General features: G+C 44.1%; 26 protein-coding genes. 5 read left to right on the forward strand and 21 right to left on the reverse strand.

Annotated features, from left to right (window positions below; translation table 11 throughout):
- Window positions 1-122 precede the first annotated feature (122 nt).
- The 10 genes from ACXAF2_RS21590 to ACXAF2_RS21635 form a co-directional block, all read right to left on the reverse strand.
- A complete protein-coding gene (locus ACXAF2_RS21590; RefSeq protein WP_475141877.1) occupies window positions 123-1,250 on the reverse strand; it encodes an endonuclease in 1,128 nt (375 codons plus the stop codon).
- Window positions 1,251-1,528: 278 nt separating this feature from the next.
- On the reverse strand, window positions 1,529-2,707 hold the full coding sequence (locus ACXAF2_RS21595) for a thiolase family protein (RefSeq protein WP_475141736.1): 1,179 nt from the start codon (window positions 2,705-2,707) through the stop codon (window positions 1,529-1,531).
- 26 nt (window positions 2,708-2,733) lie between these two features.
- Window positions 2,734-3,477 carry a 3-oxoacyl-ACP reductase FabG gene (gene fabG / locus ACXAF2_RS21600; protein ID WP_475141737.1) on the reverse strand — a complete coding sequence of 248 codons (744 nt, stop codon included), beginning with the start codon at window positions 3,475-3,477 and terminating at the stop codon, window positions 2,734-2,736.
- Window positions 3,474-4,391: an intracellular short-chain-length polyhydroxyalkanoate depolymerase gene (gene phaZ / locus ACXAF2_RS21605; protein WP_475141739.1), complete on the reverse strand. Its 918-nt coding sequence runs from the start codon at window positions 4,389-4,391 to the stop codon at window positions 3,474-3,476. Before phaZ ends, fabG begins: the two co-directional genes overlap by 4 nt.
- Window positions 4,392-4,401: 10 nt before the next feature.
- Entirely contained in the window at window positions 4,402-5,406 is a 1,005-nt protein-coding gene (locus tag ACXAF2_RS21610) for a 3-oxoacyl-ACP synthase (RefSeq protein ID WP_475141740.1), read from the reverse strand.
- Between the two features lie 15 nt (window positions 5,407-5,421).
- Window positions 5,422-6,417, reverse strand: coding sequence for a branched-chain amino acid ABC transporter permease (locus ACXAF2_RS21615; RefSeq protein ID WP_475141742.1), 996 nt, complete (start codon window positions 6,415-6,417; stop codon window positions 5,422-5,424).
- 4 nt (window positions 6,418-6,421) lie between these two features.
- Window positions 6,422-7,282, reverse strand: coding sequence for a branched-chain amino acid ABC transporter permease (locus ACXAF2_RS21620; protein ID WP_475141743.1), 861 nt, complete (start codon window positions 7,280-7,282; stop codon window positions 6,422-6,424).
- A 12-nt stretch (window positions 7,283-7,294) separates the two neighbouring features.
- The gene (locus ACXAF2_RS21625; protein WP_475141745.1) at window positions 7,295-8,002 is read right to left on the reverse strand and encodes an ABC transporter ATP-binding protein; all 708 of its coding nucleotides are present in this window, start codon (window positions 8,000-8,002) and stop codon (window positions 7,295-7,297) included.
- On the reverse strand, window positions 7,986-8,750 hold the full coding sequence (locus ACXAF2_RS21630; RefSeq protein ID WP_475141747.1) for an ABC transporter ATP-binding protein: 765 nt from the start codon (window positions 8,748-8,750) through the stop codon (window positions 7,986-7,988). The genes ACXAF2_RS21625 and ACXAF2_RS21630 overlap by 17 nt, the downstream gene beginning before the upstream one ends.
- A 102-nt stretch (window positions 8,751-8,852) precedes the next feature.
- Window positions 8,853-10,046, reverse strand: a complete 1,194-nt coding sequence (locus tag ACXAF2_RS21635) for a substrate-binding domain-containing protein (protein WP_475141878.1) — start codon at window positions 10,044-10,046, stop codon at window positions 8,853-8,855.
- Window positions 10,047-10,314: 268 nt separating this feature from the next.
- Here ACXAF2_RS21635 and ACXAF2_RS21640 point away from each other — a divergent pair, with 268 nt between their 5' ends.
- Window positions 10,315-11,838 carry an HD-GYP domain-containing protein gene (locus ACXAF2_RS21640; RefSeq protein ID WP_475141748.1) on the forward strand — a complete coding sequence of 508 codons (1,524 nt, stop codon included), beginning with the start codon at window positions 10,315-10,317 and terminating at the stop codon, window positions 11,836-11,838.
- A gap of 57 nt (window positions 11,839-11,895) precedes the next feature.
- Here the strand turns inward: ACXAF2_RS21640 and ACXAF2_RS21645 are convergent, their stop codons facing one another.
- The 5 genes from ACXAF2_RS21645 to ACXAF2_RS21665 all read right to left on the reverse strand — a co-directional run bounded on the left by ACXAF2_RS21645 (window position 11,896) and on the right by ACXAF2_RS21665 (window position 18,796).
- On the reverse strand, window positions 11,896-15,123 hold the full coding sequence (locus tag ACXAF2_RS21645) for a BTAD domain-containing putative transcriptional regulator (protein ID WP_475141750.1): 3,228 nt from the start codon (window positions 15,121-15,123) through the stop codon (window positions 11,896-11,898).
- Window positions 15,124-15,256: 133 nt separating this feature from the next.
- Window positions 15,257-15,817, reverse strand: a complete 561-nt coding sequence (gene lepB, locus ACXAF2_RS21650; protein WP_148968402.1) for a signal peptidase I — start codon at window positions 15,815-15,817, stop codon at window positions 15,257-15,259.
- Window positions 15,814-16,455, reverse strand: coding sequence for a TVP38/TMEM64 family protein (locus ACXAF2_RS21655; protein WP_148968401.1), 642 nt, complete (start codon window positions 16,453-16,455; stop codon window positions 15,814-15,816). Before ACXAF2_RS21655 ends, lepB begins: the two co-directional genes overlap by 4 nt.
- A gap of 242 nt (window positions 16,456-16,697) precedes the next feature.
- Window positions 16,698-16,823 carry a hypothetical protein gene (locus tag ACXAF2_RS21660; protein WP_475141752.1) on the reverse strand — a complete coding sequence of 42 codons (126 nt, stop codon included), beginning with the start codon at window positions 16,821-16,823 and terminating at the stop codon, window positions 16,698-16,700.
- Between the two features lie 2 nt (window positions 16,824-16,825).
- On the reverse strand, window positions 16,826-18,796 hold the full coding sequence (locus tag ACXAF2_RS21665) for a S9 family peptidase (RefSeq protein WP_475141754.1): 1,971 nt from the start codon (window positions 18,794-18,796) through the stop codon (window positions 16,826-16,828).
- A gap of 205 nt (window positions 18,797-19,001) precedes the next feature.
- On the opposite strand from ACXAF2_RS21665, the gene ACXAF2_RS21670 reads away from it, so the two are divergent.
- Complete coding sequence (locus tag ACXAF2_RS21670; protein ID WP_475141755.1) at window positions 19,002-19,391, forward strand: YhjD family protein; 390 nt, start codon at window positions 19,002-19,004, stop codon at window positions 19,389-19,391.
- Window positions 19,392-19,397: 6 nt separating this feature from the next.
- Here the strand turns inward: ACXAF2_RS21670 and ACXAF2_RS21675 are convergent, their stop codons facing one another.
- Complete coding sequence (locus ACXAF2_RS21675; RefSeq protein WP_475141756.1) at window positions 19,398-19,967, reverse strand: competence protein ComK; 570 nt, start codon at window positions 19,965-19,967, stop codon at window positions 19,398-19,400.
- Window positions 19,968-20,164: 197 nt separating this feature from the next.
- Between ACXAF2_RS21675 and ACXAF2_RS21680 the strand changes: the two genes are divergently transcribed.
- Entirely contained in the window at window positions 20,165-20,401 is a 237-nt protein-coding gene (locus ACXAF2_RS21680) for an IDEAL domain-containing protein (protein WP_148968397.1), read from the forward strand.
- Between the two features lie 137 nt (window positions 20,402-20,538).
- Window positions 20,539-21,204: a DUF421 domain-containing protein gene (locus ACXAF2_RS21685; RefSeq protein WP_475141758.1), complete on the forward strand. Its 666-nt coding sequence runs from the start codon at window positions 20,539-20,541 to the stop codon at window positions 21,202-21,204.
- 61 nt (window positions 21,205-21,265) lie between these two features.
- Here the strand turns inward: ACXAF2_RS21685 and ACXAF2_RS21690 are convergent, their stop codons facing one another.
- From ACXAF2_RS21690 to ACXAF2_RS21705, 4 genes are all read right to left on the reverse strand, one after another.
- Window positions 21,266-21,586 (reverse strand): hypothetical protein, encoded by a 321-nt coding sequence (locus tag ACXAF2_RS21690; RefSeq protein WP_475141759.1) that lies wholly within the window; start codon window positions 21,584-21,586, stop codon window positions 21,266-21,268.
- A gap of 217 nt (window positions 21,587-21,803) precedes the next feature.
- Entirely contained in the window at window positions 21,804-23,075 is a 1,272-nt protein-coding gene (locus ACXAF2_RS21695) for a M48 family metallopeptidase (RefSeq protein WP_475141760.1), read from the reverse strand.
- 129 nt (window positions 23,076-23,204) lie between these two features.
- A complete protein-coding gene (locus tag ACXAF2_RS21700) occupies window positions 23,205-23,516 on the reverse strand; it encodes an AzlD domain-containing protein (RefSeq protein WP_475141762.1) in 312 nt (103 codons plus the stop codon).
- A complete protein-coding gene (locus tag ACXAF2_RS21705; RefSeq protein ID WP_475141763.1) occupies window positions 23,509-24,231 on the reverse strand; it encodes an AzlC family ABC transporter permease in 723 nt (240 codons plus the stop codon). Before ACXAF2_RS21705 ends, ACXAF2_RS21700 begins: the two co-directional genes overlap by 8 nt.
- Window positions 24,232-24,334: 103 nt before the next feature.
- Between ACXAF2_RS21705 and ACXAF2_RS21710 the strand changes: the two genes are divergently transcribed.
- Window positions 24,335-24,892, forward strand: a complete 558-nt coding sequence (locus ACXAF2_RS21710) for a helix-turn-helix domain-containing protein (protein WP_475141765.1) — start codon at window positions 24,335-24,337, stop codon at window positions 24,890-24,892.
- 54 nt (window positions 24,893-24,946) lie between these two features.
- Here ACXAF2_RS21710 and ACXAF2_RS21715 read toward each other — a convergent pair whose 3' ends face one another.
- A complete protein-coding gene (locus ACXAF2_RS21715) occupies window positions 24,947-26,197 on the reverse strand; it encodes a YeeE/YedE family protein (RefSeq protein WP_475141766.1) in 1,251 nt (416 codons plus the stop codon).
- Window positions 26,198-26,201 lie beyond the last annotated feature (4 nt).

Genomic DNA, 26,201 nt, shown 5'->3' on the forward strand with positions numbered 1-26,201 from the left:
TTCATCTCCTCCTTTGGATGGTTGCCTTAATCATAGATGACGGGGGTTACAAATGAGTTACAGTAAAGGAACCAACCTTCCAAATAAAAGTAGGGCCTGGAAGATTCCAGGCCCCGTTCTTCTTACCAGATCATTTCCGCCCACTCAGGGTGGTCAATGAATGGATTTCGGTTTCCTTGATATTGTTCAAAGATGATATCGTTGCGTCGGATTTCCCTGGCATCGACAGGGTCCTGTTCATTCCATTGCAGAAGAACGGACATTTTCCCGTGATAAGGGGCGCTTCCATTGTTCACGTTGTTATTGATTTCTAAATCCAGTTCCCCGCTGTCCCCTTCATAGCGGACTGCCATGTAGAAAATCATACGGGCGACGTCCCCTTTCACTTCATCCCGGGGCTCCCAGGAGTCCCCATCATAATAGTTGCCCGGTGCTTCACTATGCTGAGTCCCGCCATTATCAAAATCAAGATTGCTTCTTGTTGAATTGACCGTTACATCTGTCGGTCTCAAGTGATGAAGGTCCGTCCCTGGTCCTTGAGCTGTTCCAAAGTCACCGTGGGATTTCGCCCAGACGTGTTCCCGGTTCCAGTCGTTGACTCCACCGCCGTTCGTCGTTTTGGATTGGGAACGGCCTGAGTATAGGAGGATTACGTTATTCTGGTTGTTCGGATCTTCGTCTGTATTTCGAAGTGCTCCCCAAACATCGCTGTAGGAAAGAGTTTGATGATCATCAATGATGTTATGTAGGGCTGTTTTTAATGAAGATCCCGTTTTTCCTTCAGCCGAGTTGTAATATTCCTCATAGGATGGTGGATCGGTTGGGTCGGTTGGAGGATCAGTCGGATCAGTCCCGCCATCTTCCACTGATTCAAATGCTGACGTAGACTTCACTCCCGGATGAGAGAAATAGGCCGTTAAACTGCCCGTCACTTTGATTTTTTCACCCATTAGACCCGGGTTACTTTGCAATCCAAAGTTTGAACGGTAAGAAGATGGAATTTGAACATAAATCATCTCATCCGTATTGGATTCAGACGGGGAATCCGCCAAGGCAAGTGCGTAATCGTTTGGAAAGTTACTCGTGACAACGGATGACGTAGAGGTTGGCTGCCCGACCACATATCCTTCAACTGACTGAGTGGAACCATCTTGATTGGATAAAGCCTGCTCAACAGTGAATGGCGAACTCCACGTCCCATTTCCCGCTGCACTCATTTGACTTGGAGATACTTGACCACATGCAATCATAAAAATAATTAAAATTGAAAAAATGCTGATGAACTTTTTGTTTACAACCTTCAAATTGCTTCGCCTCCTCCAAATTTGACTATACATTTAGCGTACATTACATATTGTCAAAATAGGGTAAATGTTGTGTAAATGCGTGAAAATGAGTCTATTTTCATAGGGTTGTGATTGGTGTTTATGGGGGGAGACGTTCTTTCCGTAATTGATGCGGGTCTCCCTCCCACACTAAAAATCAAAAAAAAAGCACCAGCCCCATTCAGAGCCAGCACTTCCTCTTCTTACATCCCTTCAACCAATATCGAAGCGCCCATGCCACCGCCTACACATAATGACGCAATTCCTTTTTTCAATTCACGACGTTTCAATTCATGTAATAAAGATACAACAAGTCGGGCACCGGTGCAGCCGACCGGGTGACCGATACTGATTCCGCTGCCATTGACATTCACTCTTTCACGGTCCAGGCCGAGCTCTTTTTCAACAGCTAAATACTGCGATGCGAAAGCTTCGTTGATTTCAAATAGATCAATATCATCCAAAGACCAATTTTCTGTTGTATGTAAACCTTTGTGAATAGCGGGCACGGGTCCTATCCCCATCACTTTTGGATCGACGCCTGCTACGGAATATCCAACGATTCTTCCCAAAGGCTGAAGACCTCTTCGTTCAGCTTCTTCTTCACTCATGAGAATCAGTGCCGCCCCTCCATCATTCAGGCTTGAAGAATTCCCGGCAGTCACCGTGCCGCCTTCCCGGAATGCCGGCTTTAATTTCTGCAGCTTCTCTACCTTCAACCCCGCTCGTGGACTTTCATCTTTATCAATGACCTTCTCCCCTTTTCGCTCCTTCACGGTAAGAGGAACGATTTGAGAATCGAAGTACCCTTTTTCCATTGCCCCCACCGCTCGCTCATGACTTAACACAGCATACTCATCCTGCTCTTCACGGGTAATCGAGTGAATTTCCGCCAGGTTCTCCGCTGTTTCCCCCATCATCATGCCGTGAATCGGATCTTCAAGGACTTCCCAAACCGAATCACGAATTTCTCCATGTTGCAGTCTTTGCCCGAATCGGTGCTGCTTCAAAATATATGGACTGGAGCTCATCGCTTCAACCCCACCTGCAAGGACAATATCAGATAACCCTGTTTGAATTTGCATGGCTGCTGAAATGATGGCCTGCATTCCACTGGCACACTGACGCTGGATTGTAAAGCCCGTGGTCGTGTCATCAAACCCGGCCAGTAAGGCGGCTGTTCTTGCTGTATTTGGCTGATCGGTCCTTTGAATACAATGCCCGAGGATCACTTCATCAATATCACTTGGCGACAGCCCGCTTTCTCTCGCCGCTTCTTTCATAACGGGTACAATCAAATCCGTCGGGAGCAAATCCTTGAATATTCCCCCAAATGCCCCAACCGGAGTACGCAGAGCCGCTGTGATCACTACATTCCTCATCTTGTCACTTCCCTTTCCTGTCTAAATTACATCATGATGCCGCCATCTACATGGAGGACGGTTCCATTCACATAGTCACTGTCATCAGATGCCAGATACAGATATGCTTTCGCGATATCATCCGGTTTCCCTAATCTTCCAAGGGGAATCATCGCCTTCATTTGATCGATGACTTTTTCCGGGACGGCTGCCACCATGCTCGTTTCGGTGAATCCTGGTGCGACTGCGTTCACGTTGATTCCTTTACGGCCTAATTCCTTCGCCCATGTTTTCGTCATTCCGACAACTGCCGCTTTTGTTGCGGCATAGTTGGTTTGACCGACATTTCCGTATACCCCGCTTACTGAAGATGTGTTGATGATTTTCCCTTTTCCATTTTCAATCAAATAGGGGAGAACCGCTTGGGTACAATGAAACACACCTGTTAAATTCACATCCAGCACCTTTTGAAAATCTTCCGGCGATAACTTATGAATCATGCCATCTCTTGTAATTCCAGCATTGTTAATTAAAATATCGATTTTCCCAAATTGTTCTTTTACCTCTTTTACAAAAGAATCAACGGAAGAGCGATCTGCTACATCCCCTTGAAAAAAGGTTGCTTTCCCCGTTCCCAGTTCATTCAGCTGTCGGGCTTTTTCTTCGCCGACCTCCTGATTAAAGTCGACGAGGGCAACATGGCATCCTTCCTCCACAAATAGTTTCGCTGCTGCATATCCTATTCCGTTCGCAGCACCCGTAATCAGGGCGACTTTGCTTTCCAGTCTCATGCTGGTTCCTCCTTCATCTGTAAAAATGATGTCATTGTCCGAAGCAATTGATCTGCATCATCGATGAGCGGTGAATGCCCACTATTCTTTAATTCAACAAAAGTAGCGTTTTCTCCTATATCTTCGACAATTTCCTCTGTCATTTCTTTTGTGATTACATAATCCCTGTCTCCTCTTAAAACAAGAACCGGTATCGAGATGGAGACCGCTTGATCGGTCCCTTCAACGAGACCATTGTAAACACCGCTTATATTAAACGTATTCAATGCCTGATAGATATGAGCGAGGTTCCGCTGCGTTCTCATATCATCGATGTACTCTTCATAGCGATCCTCTTCAGGTTGATTATGGGAATAAATCAAGGCATTCCAGAGGGAACGGAGAAAATCCCGATCATTCCCGTCATAGGCAGCTTGAACCGGTACGGTTTTCCCGCTGTCCATCGTCACCTCTTCCATTGTACAAAGACGATTTCCTATATCAGGTGTACCATCTGCTTTTGTCCCGAAGAATGGGTAACCCCTTGTAGAAGCTGAAGCTAGTAATATAAGATTCTTACAAACTCCCGGATAATCGATGACAAATTGCATGGCGACCGCTCCGCCAGTCGACCATCCCGCCATCGAAAAGTCACGGAGACCCAGCCCGTCTACCCAATCCTTGATGTCATCGGACAAGTCTTTGATACTCGTAATACCCCGATGGTAACTGGATTCGCCAAATCCTCTCATATCAACGGCATAAATTTTATAGCTTTCATCCATTCGATCCAGTACAATATCCCAATGTTTGGATGATGTCATATTCCCATGGATGAGGACCAGTGGAATGTGTCCCCCTCTTCGTTCCCGATAAGCGAGCGTCTCTCCATTTCCAAGCTTTACTTTTTTCAACTGAACCGTTATCACCTGCATTCTCCCCCTTTTATGAATTGCCCCAAACGATAGTAGTCGCCCCCCAGGCATACCCGATTCCCGCACTGACAAGAACGACTACATCGCCTTCTTTAAGCTTGCCTCTTTCCTCTGCCAGTTCCAGTGACAACATTTGATCGAATTGACCGATATGTCCGTATTCTTCCAAATAGATGGACTGCTCGTCTGTAAGCCCCAGTTCCTTTAATACATAACGATGCGCCGACTTTTTCATATGAAGCATGGCCACATATGAAATATCTTTTTCTTCGTATCCACTTTTATAAAGGGATTCCCGGACGACCTTTAGAAAATGATCCATGGATTTCTGCTCGAGCCTCTTTTTCATTCCTTCAGGATCTGTGACATCCAGCTTATATCGTCCGATAGACTCTCCTGTCAAGGGCTCTTTCGTCCCACCTACCGGGACAATGACATCTTCTGAAAACGATCCGTCGGTGATGATCGATGTTTCCAAAACCATATTTTTCTTAAGACCTTTTTGAAGGATCATCGCTCCGCCGCCAGCTGCCAAGTTGAACATAAAGCGTGTCCTGCGATTCTCGTAATCAATGAAGTCGCTGTTACGGTAGCCACCTGCAAGAAGCACGGTTTTAACGGAAGGATCCGTTTCCAGCAAGCTTTTGGCAAGCTTCATCGCCATAATCGTGGTACCGCACCGTAACGCCACGTCAAAAGCCCAGGCGCGATAAGCCCCGATTTCTTCCTGGAGCTTGATGCCCGCTGTCCAAAGAGGGTATTCTTTATGTTCTTCACCAATGTAGATGACTACATCAATACCCTTGGGATCGATGCATGCTTTTTCGATTGCCTTCCTTGCCGCTTGAATTCCCATGGCACATGTATGATCCTCCGGTCCTGGAACCGCTTTCTTCTTGATTCCCATTTTGTTTTCTACAACCTCTAAAGGAAGTCCTGCTTTTTCAGCAATTTCCCTGCTTGTCATAGTGGTTGAGGGTAAATATAATCCGGTGCTCAGAATGCCGATCGTCATGAAAGATCCTCCCTTTTAGCTTGCGATGTTTTTCTCTTCCCTGTGCTCTTGTTTCCCCCGTTTTCTTTTCTTGATTTTCTTAAATGACCCCACAATACCCGCCGGGAAGAACATAACCGCCAGGATATAAAGGATTCCGAAGAAAATGATCCAGCGTTCAAAGATCGGATAGGTTTTGGCGAGCTCGGTCAACCAGTGGTGGGCAAATTCAATCAGGCCAGCTCCGACGATCGGTCCGACCAGTGTACCCACTCCACCAATGATGGTCATTAATAAGGCATCCAGAGTGACATCCATCGTAAAGACACTTGTGTTCACAAACCGTAATGACAATCCATACAATGAACCTGCGAAACTCGCAATCACACCTGCTATCACACTCGCTATAATCTTATAATGGAGGACTTGGTACCCGAGTGATTCGGCCCTCTGCTCGTTTTCACGAATGGCCTGGAGTACGGACCCGGCAGGAGAATGGGTGAATCTTCTTAATAAGATAAAGATGACGGCCATCACACCGAGGCAGATGAAGTAAAATACGAGACGATCCTTCATTAAATCCGGTGTCCTAAACGTAAATCCATCATTTCCAAATGTTAAACTTCTCCATTTTTCAGCCCCGACGAGGAATAATCCTGCAAAGGCAAGGGTCAACATTGCATAGAAATGACTTTTAAGTCGTAACGTCAAGAGTCCGACGATATAGCTGACGACTCCTGCTACCACGGAAGCAACCAGGATGGAGACCAAAAGCCAAAACATGGTAGGCTCCATTCGATCGAGAAAAATGCCTGTAGAATAGGCTCCGATACCAAAGAACATGGCATGCCCAAAGGAAACGATCCCTGTATATCCGAGAAGGAGATCATAGCTCATGGCAAATACGCCGAAGATAAAGACCTGGGTCAGGAGGATCATCATGCTTCTTGAATCATTGAAAAATGGATAAATGATCAGTACCCCTAAGGCTAGCCCTAAAAATACGTTCGATCGCTGCTTGAGAATCTTCATTTTGTCACCCCTTTACTGTAAATAGTCCCTGTGGCCTGAAAATCAGTACAAGCGCCATTAATATCATATTGACTGCCAGGGATAATTCGGGCACATAATACGTCATGAACGAGCCTGACAGGCCGACTAAGATAGCCGCAAATAACGAACCCGGAAAACTTCCCATTCCCCCGATCACCACTACGATGAAGGCAAGGATCGCAAATTCCATGCCCATCTCTGCATAAATGACACCTGAATATGGTGCAAGAAGGATTCCTCCGAGGGCAGCCAGGGCAGATCCAACCATAAAGACGTACATAAACATTTTCTTAATATTGATACCAAAGGCTTCGACCATTTCTTTATTCATGACCCCTGCCCGGACGATCAAGCCGATTCTTGTTTTATTCAAAATCAGCTGGATGATCGTGAAAATCAATAATCCAACAAGGATAATGAAGACACGATATTTAATGACAATGACATCCCCGATCTCCCAGCTTCCCGCTAAATAGTCAGGCGCTTTCGCGGATAGCTGGTTCGGTCCCCAAACGACTTTCAACATCTCGGAAAGAACGAGCATGAACCCTAACGTAATGAGAATCTGTTGAACATGATTTCCGTACACAGGCTGAATAATGAATTTTTCTGTCACGAGTCCCAGCACCATTCCAGTTGCAATCGCTCCGATAATGCCTACCATAAAGCTGTCTGTTACGGTATAAACCCAGACGCCACTGTATGCTCCCCATGCAAATAAGCCTCCGTGAGCAAAGTTCAATACATCCATTAATCCAAATATGAGCGTCAAACCTGCTGCCAGCAGGAAAATCAGCATCCCTGTGGCCAATCCATTAAGTGCCAAGTTAATGATGAGGTCCATCCTCATCCCTCCTCACGCAATTCCTAAGTATTTCTTCTTCAATTCTTCATCTTTGACCAACGATTGCATTTGCCCATCGTGCACGGTGGTTCCATCGTCGATAATATAGAAACGATCCCCGATTTGACTGGCCATCATAAAGTTTTGCTCAACAAGAAGAATCGTGGTTTTTTCTTTCATTTCTTCAATGGAATGCATCACTTTCTCTACGACAATCGGAGCGAGCCCCTTACTCGGTTCATCGATTAAGATAAGGTCATTATTATTTAAGTACGCCCTTGCAATGGAAAGCATCTGCTTCTGCCCTCCACTTAAATTCCCACCTGCCTTTTTCCAGAACTTTTTCAAATCGGGAAATAGATCAATGATCCAATTCATTCGTACCTCTGTCTCTTGATCTTGAGTCTTCATGGCAACTCTCATATTTTCTTCCACTGTCAGATCACTAAATATCCCTTGATCCTCAGGGACATAGCCGATACCTTTATTGGCTATCTTATAGGTGGGAAGAGTTTGAATCTCCTCGCCTTTATAGGTGACCAATCCTCTCGATGGCGGCGTCAGTCCCATGATACTTCGGAGGCTTGTTGTTTTACCGGCACCGTTTCTTCCTAATAATACCGTGACTTCCCCTTTTTTAACCTCAAAGGATACACCTTGCAATATGTGATACTGACCGATATACGTTTCGATGTTTTCTACTTTAAGCAGTGTGCTCATCGTAAAGTCCCCCTAAATAAGCCGATTGCACTTGTTCATTCTTCATGATTTCCTTTGGATGATCATCGGCAAGCATTCGACCATTGAATAACACCATAATGCTGTCAGACAGATCCATGATCATATCCATTTTGTGTTCAATGAGAACAATGGTTTTATTTCTTTGAGATTTGATGGTACGGATCACTTCCAGGATTGCCGGTACTTCTTCCAGGGACATTCCTGCAGTAGGTTCATCCAACAGTAAGATTTCCGTATCCAGTGCAAGGAGCATGGCGATTTCAAGTTTTCGTTTTTCTCCGTGTGCAAGGTTTACGGCAAGAGAGTCCGCTTTATTAAAGAGCATGACGAGCTTCAATAAGTCATAGGCTTCACTCATGACATCACTGAACGCTTTAATATTCCGGTGCATCACATAGCGGATCCCGAGCCTCGACTGCACGGCCAATCTCACATTCTCTAAAACCGTCAGATTCGGGAACACATTCGTCATTTGAAAGGATCGGCCGATTCCAAGCCGTGCCCTTTTTGTAGGTGAGAGTCTCGTAATCTTTTTTCCCTTCAAAAACACATCTCCGCCAGTTGGCTTTAATTGACCGCTCAGAAGATTAAAGAGCGTCGTTTTCCCGGCACCATTCGGTCCGATGATCGACTTGAATTTCTTTTCAGGTACTGAGAACGTTACATCATCAAGGGCAGTATGACCTCCGAACTTAATCGTTAGATTCTTTGTTTCTAAAATACTCAACTGTCTTCACCCCGCTTAAATTTCATGAAAGGGGCTGACTGATAACAAAGTGCCATAACACACCCTGTCAGTCATCCCCTTTTCATTCCTTACCTTTGGATTTTAGTTACGGATTGGAGGAGCCGTTTCTTCCGGCGAAAGCTCTCTGATCAAAACCGGAACAGGATATGGAACTCCCTCTTTCATCTCAAGCTTGATGGCATAGAGCGTTTGTAATGCCTGATGATCTTCTTCCCGGAAGGTCATCGTTCCCTTCGGCGTTTCAAAGCTCATTCCCTCCATCGTTTCAATGAGGGTATCAGAATCTAAATCCCCCTCTGTTTTCTTGATAGCCTCCACAATGGAAATCGCCGAGCTCATCCCACCTGGAGTAAAGAGATCGGGAACGTCCCCGTCATATTTTTTCTTATGTTCTTCCACTAACCAGTCGTTGATATCATTGTCCGGCAGTTCATGGTAATAGACGCTGAACCCTTCCATCCCTACAAGTGCTTCCATAGCGGATAGTGCAGCAATGTCTGGTGCCCCTGTAGAAATTTTGATCCCTTTTTCCTGGAGCTTCATATCCCCAATTTGATTCCATGGAGAGTTCGCACCTGCCCAGATCACAAATAGATAATCCGGTTTACTATCTATGACCTTTTGGATATTCGATGTAAAGTCTGTCGCTGCCGGATCTGCATATTCTTCAAGCACAATTTCAGCTCCAAGACCTTCAGCCGCTTCTTTAAAGGCTGCAACCCCATCGCGGCCAAAGGAATAATCCGGTGCCAGTGTAGCGATCTTCACTCCATCCTTCGCAATCGCAGCAGCTCCTGCAACAGCATCCTGTGAAGAGTTACGGGCTGTGCGGAAGATATAAGGATTAAACTCTGAACCGGTAATACTATCGGCAACCGCCGGCTCAACAATCATGATCTTTTCGTATTCTTCTGCAAGTGGCAGCACGGCTAATGTATCACCTGAGCTTGATGATCCCACCAGAAAATCAACCCCATCTTCTTCTAATAATTTCGTCGCTTTCTGAACGGCCACCTCCGGCTTCGTTTCTGTGTCCTCGAACACAACCTCTATTTTCTTCCCTGCCACTTCCATCGTTCCATCCGTAGCATACTCGAGGCCTAATTCAAATCCGCGCTGCGTTTGCTTCCCATATGACTCCAGTGCCCCTGTAAGGGAAGCAAGCACTCCAATCTTCACCGTCTCCTGTTCTTTCTCATCTGTATCCCCCGACCCGCCACTGCTTTCTGAGCTGCAGGCACTCGCAGCAATAAGCATGAATGACATCAACATCATTAAAACCGTCCATCTAAACGATCGTTTCACATTTTCTCCCCCTTAGAATATGAACTAAAGCGATAATAGCTTTGAATTCATCTTAGGTGAGGGGAGTTACAAATGAGTTACACGTGGGTTTTAGTATATGGATTCGGAAGGATGGTTAGGGTAATGACATCACCTACTTTCTTCAAAATGGAACAAACTTCTAAAACAGTATGTCCCCCCCTCCAAATTTCCTATATAATGAATCTACTAAATGTTAGTGAAATTGGAGGATTCATCCTTGAGTGTATTTCAGCAATTTCAACGTACAATCATAAAAAATTATCTTCTGGGAAGTTTCATAGCCGTCTTTGGTGTCGGGTCTGTATTCATTTTTCAAACCCTTGCCCTTAATGAAAATGAACTGATCACAATGGGAGGCATCATCTTCCTTTCAATCGTCACGATGTTCAGCTGCGAATTTTTGGTGTATCAGAAGCATATTCGTCCGATGAAGCTTGTCTATAGAAAGAAGAAATCAACACTAAGTCTGGACCTTCTCTCAACTGCCTATCAACAAGTGGAAAGGTTCCCACTTTTAACGGTTAAACGAATCATGCTTCCCCACTTTCTGGGGCTTGCTCTTCCGTCGACTTTATTGACGGTTATCAGCATCAACGCAGGATGGTTGTCAATTCCGTACACCTACATTTTTTATGCCTGGTGCGGCGCCTTTTTAGTGGCGATTCTTCATGCATTGATTGAGTTTTTCTTAACCTTTAGAGCTTGTCATTCGCTGCAAGTGGACCTTATTCGGAAAACAGTTGAAACATACGGGGTCGATCCATCGAATCAGTCCACCCTCTTTATCAGTTTAAAAAGGAAAATCTTGGCTGCCTCCCTGTTTCTTGCCCTATTTCCGATCCTGCTTTTTTCATTAGCCTCACAGATTCGCTTATCGATTGCAGACTCCACTCTTCTAGTAGACTACTGGAAATGGGCAGGGACTCTGATTTTCATCATTACAATACTCGCTTTCTATGGAGCCCTCCTTATTTTCAAAAGCATCGAAGCACCCGTGAAAGAGCTGGTAGCCCGTTTTGAAAAAGTAGAAGAGGGTCATGTTTCACCTGTTGTGAATACATACACGGATGAGTTTTCCCATTTATTTTCCGGCTTTAACCACATGGTAGGAGCCATCAATCTGAGAGATCAGAAAAACCAGCAGCTACTCGATCAATTTTTTGCAGTAGTGGCGGGTACATTGGATGCACGGGACCCATATACGGCCGGTCATTCTAAACGTGTTGCAGAGTTTTCTGTTTTAATTGCCACACAATGCAACTGGTCTTCGAAAGACATCGACTTACTCAATAAATCGGCGCTGCTTCACGACATTGGAAAAATAGGAATCCGGGATGATGTGCTTTTAAAGGAAGGGAAATTGTCCAATGAAGAGTTTGATCAAATCAAGCGCCACCCTGTCATTGGCGAGGAAATTGTCAAAGGAGTTCAATTAACAGAAGAGCTCCTTCCCATCTTGCCTGGGATCAAACATCACCATGAGCGGGTAGATGGCTGCGGGTACCCGGATCGATTAAAAGGAGACGAGATTCCCGTGTTCGGACGATTGATTGCTGTTGCCGATGCCTTTGACGCCATGACCTCTGACCGCCCCTACCGAAAAGGTATGCCTATCGAAAAAGCTTTCTCCATCTTGGAAGAAGGAAAAGGTACCCAGTGGGACCAGGAGTTTGTCGATGCGTTTTTGGAGAGGATGAAGGTCGGGACCATTCCCGTCACTTTATCAAATTCTGCTATCTAACTATCAACTTCAACCAAAAAGGATCAAATCCCCATTGAGGAATTGATCCTTTTTCATTCAAAGAGCTTTCCCCCTATCCTTCGCTCCAATGACCATTTCGTACATTTGCCTGGTTGCAGCCATTGGGTCGACGCCGATTTCGGTTTCCAATATATCTTTGCAGCGCTGATACCACTTCACGGCTTGGGGTCGGTTATTTTTTTGATAATAGCTGTACATAAGGATGCGGTAGGCTTCCTCCCAAAGGGGATCATGTTCGATGATCGTGAGGCAGTAATCGATAGCTTCATCTACCTGTTCTTTTCTCACTGCGAGCTGGGCCCGTTTCTCCAATCCCCTCAAATACTGAAGATGCAGTCGTTCCCTTTCCTTCTCGGTCCACCACGTTCCCTTCCGGTCAGGCAGGAACGTCCCTTTGTAGTAATGTAATCCCCGTTCCAGGTATTGAATGGATTTTTCCACATCGTTTTCCTTTAACCCTTCTGTGACCCAGCTGGTGAATTGATCGGCATCGTATTCAATGTTGGCCATTGGATTCAATCCATACCCTTCCTGATGCCGCCCTATAAAGAAAGCTTTTCCCCTGGCTTGACGATTGGGTTCCAGTACATTGTTCAGGGCGTTGAGTGCCACCTTGAAATCACGATCCGATCCTGTCCCCTCAGGCCAAAGCTCTTCGATAATTTCTTCCTTCCTCTTCAATTGATTCCGTTGAATAAGGAAATATTGAAATAATTCTTTCGCCTTCTCCCGCTGCCACTGCTTTTCTATGACTTTATGATCCCCTAACCGAATTTCAAAGCGTCCGAGGGTTTGAACTTTAATTGTGTACCCCGGATGGGAGGTGATCGAATCATATCCTGATTTGATTAAAAGCTGATGACAATATGGGGCGTGAATGCTCTCCTGGTAAGCTTTTACTAATAATGGAATCAGGCTTTGCAGGTCTTTCGGCCCGAATGTGGTCGGCTTGAAAAAGATAAACTCATATTCTCCCATCTGGACCTCATTTAAACAGGAGGTCATGTTTTCAACGAATCGATCATGATCACCTGTTTTATAGGCTATTGCGCTTTTCCACAAATCTGTCACCATTTTGCCGTAACGGTCTCCGCACGCTTCGAAATGACTGCCCGCATGTTCAAAGCTTTTCCTCGCCTCTTCAAATTCTTCATTATAAACGTTCGTTATCCCGACGCTGAGAAGGATAAGTGAATACAACCACATATCCTCTACCTTTTCCGTTTCATGCAATGCCTCTTCAGCTAATTCCTTTGCCCTCTGGAATTCCCCTAACCTGGCATAGAGAATGGACAGCCCCATATACGGTTCTGCTTTTCCCCTTGAAACATTGATTTGACTCATTAATTCCAACGATGTTTCATAGCAGCTTTTGGCAAGGTCTGCGTCGTAATCACTGATGAGCTGAACGGCATGACCCATGCGAATCCAGCCGCATGCTTCTACAAACGGAGACTTCCCCTTGATTCCCTGACTGATTCCCTGCTGTGCGAGCGTCTTGGCCTCATCTCCATTCCCCATAAACGATTGAATGAGTGATAGAAGCAATTCTTTTTCCCGATGGGATTGGGGCAGCTGGTCTTCACCTTCCTTATAAAGAAGAACCTGTTTAGCTTCTTGTAGCTTGCCTGTGCGCAGGAGCATCCTTGCCTCAAGATTGCCTTCTTCCCTCATGAAACCGCTCTTCTTTCCTTTGTCATACCATATTTTTGCCTGAATCGCTTTTCCTGAGTTCACCAAATTCTCTGCTATCAGAACATATAAATGATTTTTTTCCTGAAGATATTCAGTATTTTCTCCCTCTAAGCATTCAATTGCTTTAAGTAAATACCGCTGCGCTTTTCCCGGCTGAATCGTATCTAAATAGATTCTGCCGATTCCCTCATATGCTTTGCTCAGCATGAGCGGATCATTCTTTTTCTCTGCCAGTCTAATTCCATAGGTATAGGCATTTTCTGCTTTTTCGTAGAATGAACGATAGCGAAAGAACTCACCTTGATAAAACCAAAGGGGATAATATTGATCTTTTAATGAGTCTGGAACCTCCCCCAAATAGTCACCCAGTGTTTCGAGCTGTCCACTTTTCATCATCGCTTCCGCTTCGCGAACCAGAATAGCGGATACCGCATCAATGTTTTCCATTTTCATATAATGATGAATCGCTTTCTCCCACTTCCCTTGCTGCTCATAGAATCGAGCACATTTCAGCTGTAATTCCTTATAGAGCCCCATACTTTCTTCTTTTAATTTCCGTTCTAAAAAAGTTTGGAAAAGGGCATGAAGTCGGTAATGATGCGACCCTTTCATTTCTTGCAGAAGGGCATTTTTCTCTGACAGCTGGCTTAACATCTGCCCGGATCCCGGCAGTTCAAAGATGGATTCGCATGTACGCCCATTGATTTCATCGAGAATCGAGATTTGCTTCAAGAACTGCTGGACTATCGGCGTTTGCTTGGAAAACACCTCATGAGCCAAATAGTGAAAGAGTTCATCAAGGGAGGAATGCTGTTTTTCCACCATGAGAATATCAGGATTCTCCTGGAGTTGCGAATGAATCATACTGACAGCAATGACCCAGCCTTCGGTTAATTCACAGATCGCATCAAGCTGGGATTCGGGAATGATCGTCTCATGAAAGTCCGTTAGAAATATTTCCACTTCTTCTTTCGTTAAACAGAGGTCACCTTCTGTTATCTCTAGCAATTGTCGGGATATTTTCAACTGGATGAATGTGGCCCATGAAGGTTTTGTACGCGTAGATAGAATGAAATGAATGTGATCTGGTAAGTGCTCAATCACCTTCTCCATCCACTGATTGATAAAGAAGGAATGGTCCACTAAATGGTAGTCGTCCACGATAATGGTGAATGTTTGAGGGATCTTCATGCATTCGTTTATAAACAATGCACTTACTCGGAAAATATCGTCATCCTTCATATATTGTCCCATGGACAACATCGTTTCCCTCAACTCTTCGCCAAAATGAGGAATTTGCTTCTGGATGCTGTACACAATATTTGTCACAAACGGAACGAGTCCATCATCGGTTTGTGTAATGGAGTACCAGCAATGGTTTGGTTTCACATCCTGCAGGAATTGACTGATGGCCGTACTCTTTCCGTAGCCTGCTCCCGAATGAACGATCACCAGCTTATAATCTGTAACCGTTCTCATTTTTTTCATTAAGCTTGGACGCCTTATATATGAATGCTTGACAACAGGCGGCACAAACTTGGTTTCAATGATTGGTATTTCGATTGTCACACTACCACCCTCAAAACGATTGAATTTTCTTACTATTCTATCATATTTATATGGATTACAGGAGGACAACTAGTACATGCTGAAGAATCTTTCGCAAAAAAAGAATGCTGTTCATGTATTGAACAGCATTCCCTTAGTTCCTGAATTGTATATCCCATTCGTTGATAGGCCAATAACGGAGATCCACTTTTCCCACAATCTGTTCCCGGTCTATAAAACCGAAGTAGCGACTATCCATGCTTCCCCGACGATTGTCTCCAAGAACGAATACTTTTCCTTTGGGAACCGTTTGCTCATCCGTGATTTCTTCAAGGGTAAAGTCCCCGGTCAGCTTGTTGCCGATGTACTCCTGCTTGAATTTTTCTAAATAAGGTTCAGGATAGTATTCTCCGTTTACATATAACTTATCATCTTTATAAACGACCTTATCACCGGGCAGTCCAATGATTCGTTTCACATAATCCTCGTTCTCATTCGCATGAAAGACAACAACATCAAAGCGATCCAAGTCTCCAATATGATAACCGATTTTATTCACAACAAGTTTATTTCCATCCTGTAGTGTCGGCATCATCGATTCACCTTCGACTACATAGTTGGAGAAGAGAAAGGTTCGAATGATGATAAAGATGATCAGTCCAATCCCCAAGGCTTTAATCCATTCGAGTCCTTCTCTTTTTACCTCTTCTCTCAATTTGATTCCTCCTGCTTTTTCCGTTCAATTCGTTGGTCTATTTCCATTTTCTTATTCAGATGTATCTCAATTCGTTTTCCTACAAACCATAGGACAAAAATAATGGCTGCAACGATTACAGTACGTATTGGTTGTCTTACTAATGATATAATATCATATCCGATAAAGCTTATGGTGAAAATCATCACCATTTTCCCCGTCACCACCGCGAGCATATACTGGGCGATGCTGATCGACGACAATCCCGCTACCACATTCACCACGGCAGACGGCGTAAACGGGAAGCATAAAAGGATGAACAATGGGCCAAACCCATGCTTGTCTACCCACTTCGTCAACCGCTTCACTTGGCGGTTCTTTCTTAGGAAGCGAAAGAATCGTGTTTCCCCATATCTTCGTACCAGTAGAAACACAATAAGTGCACCAAGCGTAGCGCCAATCCATGAAAACAGGAATCCCCACCATAACCCGAAGGCATTCGCATTGGCTGTCACAAACACGACCAGGGGCAGGAATGGAAGAAATGCTTCCAACAGCGGAAGCAGGATCCCTGGAATGGGTCCAAATGAGCGATACTGCTGAATCAGGTCCATCATATTCTCAAGCGTAAACCAGTCTTTAATCTTATTTATATCCATATTATATGTTTCCCCTTAAACGACCATGAACAAATAAACTCATTTCGTTATATCGTTACTTACTATTTTCATCATATCACACCGATTCAAGATTTCCACATTGTTCTCTATTGTTGGTTTTATTATTATAACCTTGCCTAATGAGAGGGGATGTAAACGTGCCAGGGTGGGGATTTTTTGCGTTGGGTTGTTGAATAGGCTGAGGTCAATATGATCGACCTCAGCCCATATATTATCGAGTTTTACATTTTATTATCGACTTTTAAATTATTCGCTCCCACCCACGTCCCAATTTTATCTTCAATTCCTGCTTTCCATATCTCCATAACAAAAAGCTGCCATCCCCATCCAGGAATGACAGCTCTCACCTCTATAAATGCTCCCCGAACCAATCCACTATTTCTTGTAACCTTGCTTCCCTCAAAGAAGGCTTTCCGGTCCTGGACAGATTGTGATTGGATTCCGGGAAACGTACAAATCTCACATCTTTCTTCTCACGTTTCAAGGCGATAAATAGTTGTTCCGCCTGCTCAATCGGACAACGGTAGTCCTTTTCGCTGTGAAGTATTAATAGGGGTGTGTTCATATTCTTCACATACGCAAGAGGTGAACGCTTCCAGAGGGTTTCAATGTCGCCAAGATCGCTTTGGATTTGCCATTCTGAGAAGTAGTAGCCGATATCACTCACTCCGTAAAAACTGATCCAATTGCTGATGGAGCGCTGGGTGGCTGCAGCTTTAAACTTGTCGCTATGACCGATGATCCAGTTGGTCATGAACCCTCCGTAGCTTCCACCGGTCACACCTAAGCGGGTTTCATCAATAAACGGAAATTCCTCAAGGGCATACTCGACTGCTGCCATGATATCTTCGTAATCCCCGCCGCCGTAATCGCCTCTTACGGCATCCACGAACTCTTGCCCGTAGCCATGGCTTCCTCTTGGATTCACATATAAAACAGCATATCCTTTACTTGCCAGCACTTGGAATTCGTGAAAGAACGTGTTCCCATACATGGTGTGGGGGCCTCCATGTATTTCGACGATAAGTGGATACTTCTTTCCTTCCTCAAAACCGACTGGCTTCATGATCCAACCCTGTACTGGCCAGTCTTTCGCACCAGTGTACATAAACGATTGGGGAGAAGATAATTCACGATTCCCCAGCAGGTCCCCGTTCAGGTTAGTCATTTTATTCAACTCACCACTAGGAACATGAAGAGTATATAATTCACCCGGTTCGGTCGGCTTGCTCATGGCAACGAGCATCACCTGTCGAGTTGAATCGAAGTCGTATCCATATACATGTTGTTCTTCCTGCAGCAGTGCAGGGTATATCGCCCCATCAATATGTGCGTAGTAAAGGACTGTGTTCCCTGCATCAGATGCCAGGAAATAGAAGCTTTCATTATCCTTTGACCATAGTATCCCCGTTTGTGATGAACCTTGGACACTGTCGCTATTAAGATAATCTCCTACGGGCAGATCCATGCCTTCTGTCAGGCAAATGGAATGTCCAGTTTCAATGTGGTGCAGCCACACCTTATTATGTGTCGCATTCTCGAATTCACGTCCGTGCCCTATGTAGGCAAGATGCTTTCCGTCAGGAGACCAAGCCGCTCCTCCGTAGTAACCCGATTCTTCATTGACCTTTTTGTATTCATTCATTTCAAGGTTAGAAATACACAAATCAGACTGGAATGAGAAATCCTTGTCTCCTGTTCGGTCCACTGAAAATGCAATATGCTTTCCATCTGGCGACCAGGAGTGAAGAGTGTAATCATGGATATCGTCCGTGACTCTTCTCATTTTTTTCGATGCCACCTCCACCACTACTATTTGCGAATAGCATTGGTCATCGAATCCTCGGTCATCACTTTTATATTTCATGCCAGTCGCAACGTATGGCTTTAATTTCTCTTCTTCGCCTTCTTTGTTTTCAAACGTCTCCCCTTTTTCAAGTCGGAGAGTGACTGAAATTTTCTCACCGCATGGAGACCAGACTGGATTTGAAACGCCTTTTTGGTAATTTGTCAGTTGTTCTGCTTCCCCTCCATCCCGGTGGATGAGGTATAGTTGATTCACACCGGAGCGATTGGATACAAAGGCGATCTTTCTACCATCAGGTGACCATATGGGAGTTGAAATCTTTTGTTCTCCGAAAGTCCATTGATGAGTGGTCTTATCCTGCAGACGGATGCTATGTAAGGTTGAGAAATACTCATTTTTTTCTTCACACATGAAGGTTTTGACATAAACGGCTTCATCTCCACTGGGGGACAATCTTGGATCTGATACGGCCTTTAACTCATAGAGATCCTGGATTTCAATCCCTTTATTCATGTTCAGGCACCTTCCTTTCTTCTATTCTCTTTATTGTTTCGACGTCAGAAATACTTTTTCCTTTATGGATAAAAATCCGATCTGCCCTTCATAATAGAAACAAATTCAAATTCTACAACTTTCGCTATTGAAAGTAAATCGAATTCCACGTAAAATGAAAATACGAACATTTGTTCTATATTAAAGTGAAAAGGAGTCTTTTCATATGACAAGGATCCCGGAGAACGACAGAAACATATTAGAACAGGCCATATATTTACCGATGGTGCTGACGATTTTGAATCGTGATCTGCAAATCGTAGACAGCAGCCCGTTTAAATTAAAACGGCCGTATTTAGAAATGATTGAGGAGACGATGAAGGTCATCCAAGGAGAACTTGCTCATGTCAAAAAGTACATGAGGACCAATAAGATGAAGGTTGAGCGAATTCAATCAGACGATGCCTTTACGATGTATATGTTTCTGTATAAGGGTTATGAGGAGCACCATAATTACTTTAATCCGCGCCTTCGAAACCGTGTGGAGGATTTAATGAGACATTATTTGTATCGTCGATTCCTGGAAACGAAAACTGATACAACAAAAGAAGCGTGATTCATCTCACGCATCGTTTTTTTTGATATTTCGATTAAGGTAAAACGTTTTGATAGTACTCATTTCGGTTTGAACCTTCGTATTATATTTACTTTCCATTTCTGCGACACGCTGTGTATAGGCGATACGCAAGTCCGAAGTACGAAGCATTTGATTTTCAAAGGAACTGTAAGAAATGGGAACCATACAGGACTCATTGTTTTGAAGAAAGACCCGTGTTGATCCATTTGTCGATCGTTCATACCCGCGAACATGTGAATGGGAAATCCAGGCGCATTCTTGCTTGACAGGAGAAGATGTTGGAAATAGATAAATGGACATTTGAGGATTCACCATGATGGGAGCTTTGTAGATGATACCCGTAAGTCTTTTGGTGCCTTCTTTTCTTCCTTCATAGGAGGAACCAAAGAATTCACAACTCTTCTTTAAAATATCGAACGGTTTGAATGGGGAGATTAGCACGTCATCTACCTCTATGATTTTGGTAAATGTCCTGGCACCGTACTCAATTGGCTGCAGGATCATCGTATGGGGATTCACTTCATATTCTTCTATAATTCGAGATTTTTCTCTCATTTCATCGCCTCCATTTACATTTTTCACCAAAATAATACCATAAATTTCGAGGGTTGTCTCGCATATTTTTAAAAATTCTGAAATTAATCACACGCTACTTCGCTAAGGATAAAAAATTATCAGAATATTTAATTTTTTGGTTGAATTTTTACTACTTACCCCATATACTAATAAAAAGAATTCAGGGGTGACCGTATATGGAAAACAAAAAGTCCTATACCGAAATGATGAAAGCTTCTGCCATGACCCGTAAGAAAGCCGCTGAGAGAAGTGTGATGGAGATCTATATCGACATGGTGCTGCATGAAAGCATTCTGATGACGCGCAAGACAAAACTCCTAACAGACATTGACGCCGCCCTGGATAAGAAAAATAAACCTCTGTTCATGAAATTATCAAAAGAATTAAACGAACTGAACCTAAGTTACGGATGATAAATAATAGCTGACTCTATACATGAGTCAGCTATTCCTTTTTTAATGGACGGGCCATTGGACCCTCCATTTCATGCATGACTTCAATTTAAATAGTACATCCTAAAGCTAACCTAAACACTTTTGGAGCGAATATGATGATCCTGCTAATAAAAGTACTTGTCCTCTACTTAATTACCATTGCCGCAATGCGACTGATGGGAAAATCCACAATTGTACAGATGACTCCCTATGATCTAGTGGCAATTATTATCGTTGGGACCATTGCCTCTGAACCACTGATCTCCACGGAATTCTGGCCAACCATCGCGGCTCTCGTCATTTTAGTAGGGCTTCATGTACTGTTCTCATTCATGACCCTAAGTCAATGGGGGAATCGCTTCTTCTTGGGTGAACCCACCTTACTGATTAAAAATGGGGAGATATTAGAGGATAATCTGGAGAAATCCAAGATCTCGCTGATCCAATTAACCTCCATTCTACGCTCTCAAGGTTACCCCAAAATTTCAGATGTGGACTACGCCATGCTCGAGCCGATCGGTGAAGTGAGCGTCATTCCAAAGGTGGAAAACACCCCTGTTACCGTCCAGCATCTCGACCTTAAAATTGATGACGAGGGATTGCCGATTTCAGTGATTGTGGATGGTAAAATCCAAACGCGGAACCTGAAGCTTCTTGGCAAATCGACAGAGTGGCTGGAAACACAACTAACAAACTCAGGACTGCATCATAAAGATGTAATTTTCGCCTATATGACAGAGAAAGCGAAGAACTTGATTATTAATAAAAGAGAAAAAGCCTAGTCTTTTAAGAGACTTGGCTTTTTTCTGTATGGTCGCATGTTGTAATCAATTCTAGGAACATCTAATGTAGTAAATTCCCATAAATTTTAATCGTAAAGTATAATGCCACGGCGGTATAAACGAAAGCTGTCCAGAAAGAGATCGAATGATAAAACCTTTTCTTTTTTTCTTTGATCAAATGCTGCCCCTTTTTGTAAAAATAGCCGTCTCCATTTACATAGATGATGATCAGGGTAACTAATATCCCTATAATCAAAGACCACTCCATCATCGGGCGACCAGTTTCAAGATAACTCAAAAAAGGTAGGCCGATTAACGCTAAAACGGTAAATGAAAAACGAATAAACAATAACCAAACTTTATGATTTTTGATATTCTCCATCCCCCTGCCTTTTTTAATAAACAGAAAATACAATTATGTAATTCCTTATTTTACCACACCCGCAAGGATTGCACACTAAAATTTGGAATAAAGAAAACAAAAGTGAAAAATAGACAAAAAAACGACTCGCTTCCATTCACAAGTCGTTCTTCCTGTCATTCACTTTCTCTCAATCTGTATAAGGTGTACCAATACTTATCTCGTAAGTTTTATTCCTTTACTCTGTATCTTTCTCCTTTTCATACTCCTCAAGCATCGTCAGTCGTTCAAGCATCGTCGGATGACCGTAACGGAAAATCTTCACAAGTAAAGGCGGATTGACTTGAGATAATCCCACCTTCGATAACTTTTGGAAGGATGAGATGGCGGCTTCTTTGTCGCCCGTCATTTCTATTGCGTATCGGTCAGCCCTCGTTTCCTGGTAGCGGGAGATCCAGTTGCTAAGGGGACTGATAGTGAACAGAAGCATGGAGGTGATCATTAAGAACAGAGGTAATGAGCTCAAGCTCGACACGCTCGATACCTTCATATCCTCCTTATGATTGGCGACGATGCCTCTCATCAGCTTGGCCGTCAGGAATAACCCAAAGAAGGATAGGAACAGGTATATGGCAATGCCGATATAGATGTGCTTCTCCACATAGTGAGCCATTTCATGGGCCATCACAAACAGGATTTCCCTGTCCGTTAATTTTTCAAGGGTCGTATCCCATAGAACGATTCGGGAATTGGATCCGACTCCGGTTACATAAGCATTGAGTGAATTCGTTTTCTCTGACATGTCGACTTCGAATACGTGGTCCGTTGGAATGTTTGCCTTGTCGGCAAGAGTCAGGATTTGTTCCTCTAATGCTTTATCCTTCAGTGGATAGAAGTCGTTATATAGCGGGTCGATCAAAACCGGCTGCACGAACATCATGAAAATCGTAAAGGGTACCGACAATGCCCAGGCCGCTAACCACCAGCGCTGCCTGAATCGTTTCATCAATCCATATAACACCGATACAATGATGAACATGAGGAGGTAATTCACCCAGAAATCCGTGATCTCATCCTTCATCCACATGGAGAACGTCTGGGTGGAAATATTGTAGCTCTTCGAAATACTATGAGAAATGTACTGCAGTGGAAAAATCGCCAGGAACGAAGCGATCGATAACCAGAACAAATAAATGGCCGTTTGGAGGAAACCATTTTTCACCGTTCCCCTCGCCCACTTCTCAAACACACGCGAGACCCCGAGTATCAGGATCAGGAAATAAAACAACCATTCGTAAGGAGTGGATAAGAAAAACAGGAGATTCTTGATTTTCGAGAAATCCTCACTCAGCATGATTTCTTTACCATTCATAAAGGTGGCCGGATCAGCACTGCTTCCTTTGTACATGTCAGGCAAAGTAGAATCCGCCAAGAAGAATAAATACACATATAGAAATAAGCCTAATAGCAAATAAGCCAGTATCGAACGAAGTGCCCATTTTTTAGCCAACATATTTCCTCCCTTCCCATCTTCATTACTATATGTAATACCCTGTCCAAAGATTTAGAACCTAAACACATTACGGCAGAAATCGCGACATCTCCCTCCAATAAAAAAAGCCACGACCCGAGTCACGGCTTACATCAAGAATACCGAATACAAAGACAAAACAGAAATCGCCCCAATCACCACAAGGATGACGTTGGCCCCCAGAAAGGCAATGACAAATGCAGCTGCCGTCCCGACGGCTCCAAACATAAGATTCCCCTCTTGAATCAACAAAATGCTTGGGAAAATTAAAGCACCCAATACGGCGAAGGGAACATTCTTTAATACGCCTTGAAGGAAAGGAGGCAGTTCTTTCCCTTTGAATACGAGGAAAGGAAGCATTCTGGGAATATACGTGACAACCGCCATACCGATGATCATCAAAACAATTGCGCTATTCATTCGATCTCGTCCCCCCCTTCATCATGACCACTAATTCCACAATCACGGCTGAAACAAGGGTAGCCAGTACAATCGACCATCCGTTTGAAAGGTTTGTCGTGAAAAGCAGGATGCTATTCAACGCACCGGCTACTACGGCTAAAAACGTGACCTTCACACTTTTTTTCATAGAAGGAACGAGGAGTCCCACAAACATGGCATACAGAGCGACCGTCATGCTCGCTTGTAAAAATTCGGGAAGGATTTCCCCAATGAAATAGCCTACACCAGAGTTCACAACCCAGCTCCCGTATGAAATGAGCATCACCCCGACGGCAAAACCCGTTCTTACTTTGCCATCTTTAACGCTGATGACCGTGAAGGTTTCATCCGTAATCCCAAACGCATAAAAAAGCTTTTTAAACAAACGGTCTTCCTCGAGCTTTTCACTTAAAGAAGCCGACATCAGGAAGTGACGGATGTTGACGATGAACGTTGTAAGAATGATCTCTATAATACCTGTACCAACCGCAATCAGACTAAGTGATATGTATTGAGCAGCCCCTGCAAACACGAGCATGCTCATCAGTACCGTTTCCGTGACCGTGAGGCCGGTTGTACGTGCCAATAACCCAAAGGTTAATGCAACAGGCATATATCCAATGGCAATGCTGAGTCCTCCCTGCAACCCCAGACGAAAATCACTCACTTTTTTCGTAGAAAGCAGTGCCTCCATCCTCTCACATCCTTTATAATAAAAGTAATTTACTATTTTAATTTTTTGTTAATTTATTATATTATACATATAGACGTTATAGTATACAAGAGGAGTTTTTAACATGGAAAATTTCCCGATTCAAATTGGAGATAATATACGAAAGATCCGCAGGGAGCGCGGCTTCAGCCTTGAGCAGATGGCAGAGCGCACCGGTGTAAGCAAGGCGATGATCGGTCAGATTGAACGTGGCGACTCGAATCCGACGGTCGCGATACTATGGAAGATCGCCAATGGCTTAAAGGTATCCTTCTCTTCATTGATTGAAAAGCCAAGCAATCAAATATCCATCATTCATTATCAAGACGTTCAGCCTGTTCTTGAAGATAACGGAAACTACATCGTTTATCCCATCTTCCCTTTCGACCCCCTGAAAAAATGGGAAAGCTACCGGGTTGAAATGAAACCGGGCTGCTCGTATCGGAATGAAGGACATACGAAAGGTGTGGAGGAATACATCACGGTGCTGTCAGGGAAGATTGCCCTTAAGATTGGTGAAGAAACCTATGAGCTGACAGAAGGAAGTTCGATTCGTTTTGCCGCAGACTCCGGGCATGAATATGTAAATGATTCAGGAGAAACAACTGTGTGCCAGATGGTTATTTATTATGGCGGTGAATAATCCCAAAAAAATCCTGCATGTGTAACTACATGCAGGATTTTTCAAACTATCCAGCTAGCAAAATGTATCCTTTGGTTTCGGCACCGACAAGCCGAACATCGGACGAAGATAAAGTGCCAGGAACGTACCTCCAAGGGCAAGAATCCCCCAAATATAACCGTGAAGACTGAAGGAAGCAATCCCTCCGAAGTAAGCACCGATGTTACATCCGAATGCCAAACGGGCACCGTACCCCATCAGCAGTCCACCAATGACGGACGCCATGGCATTTTTCCCAGTGATTTTATTAAAACGGAACAGGCCTCCTGCAGCAGATGCAAGAAATGCTCCAAGGATGACACCGAAGTTTAATACCGTTGTGGAATCGGCAAAGATCGATGCTTGAAGAGCTTCAGCATTGGCTCCTGTCCAGTAGCCCCAGCCTGCCACGTCGACCCCGAACATTCCGGCAACCTTTGACCCCCATAGAGCAAAGGCAGAAGTGATTCCCCAAGGATTCCCACGTGTCATGAGAGTGAGGGCATTTAACACAGCCAATACGATCGCTGCTGCAATAAGGGGCCAAGATCCTCGTAAAATCCGTTTCCATCCCTTTGATGTTGGAAGTGTCGCCATGCGGGGCGGTTTTTTCTTCTTCTCGACCCGCAGTGTAATCCAAGCAACAAAGCCAAAGAATAAAATCGAAACGATCCACGCCCCAAAATAACCTAATCCAGTAGAAGTTGCTAATGAAATAGGTTTAAAGGAAGGCATTTCTTCTGTCCAAAATGGAAGATGATAGGCTCCTACAGTGGCACCCACAATAAAGAATAGCAATGTGATAAACATAACGGAGCGACCGCCCCCGATTGCGTATAGCGTACCTGAAGCACAACCTCCTCCAAGCTGCATCCCAATCCCAAACAGGAAGGCACCTACCAGTAGACTTACCCCAACAGGTGAGACATAACCTGCCGCTTCTCCGCCAAAGAATGTAAACCCTGTCGCAAGGATCGGAGCAAATAACGTTACGGCAACGGCAAGCATCACCATATGTGCCCGCAGTGCCTGCCCGTTCCCTACAGACATCACTCTTCGGAAGGCAGAAGTGAATCCGAATCTTGCATGAAATAATGTATATCCTAACAACAGCCCCAACACGAGTAAAACGGTTTGGGCAATGTCTTGTGTAACGAGTAAATATAGGCCAAGAATCGCTGTAACGATTAAACCGCCAGCCACTAAAGATGTCTGGGGAGGGTTCAATTCGGTACTCGCTTTCTCTGGACCCTTTTGTTCATTAACCGGTTGAACATAGCCAGCCATGCAT

The organism is Rossellomorea sp. ABR4_004 (assembly GCF_056159585.1).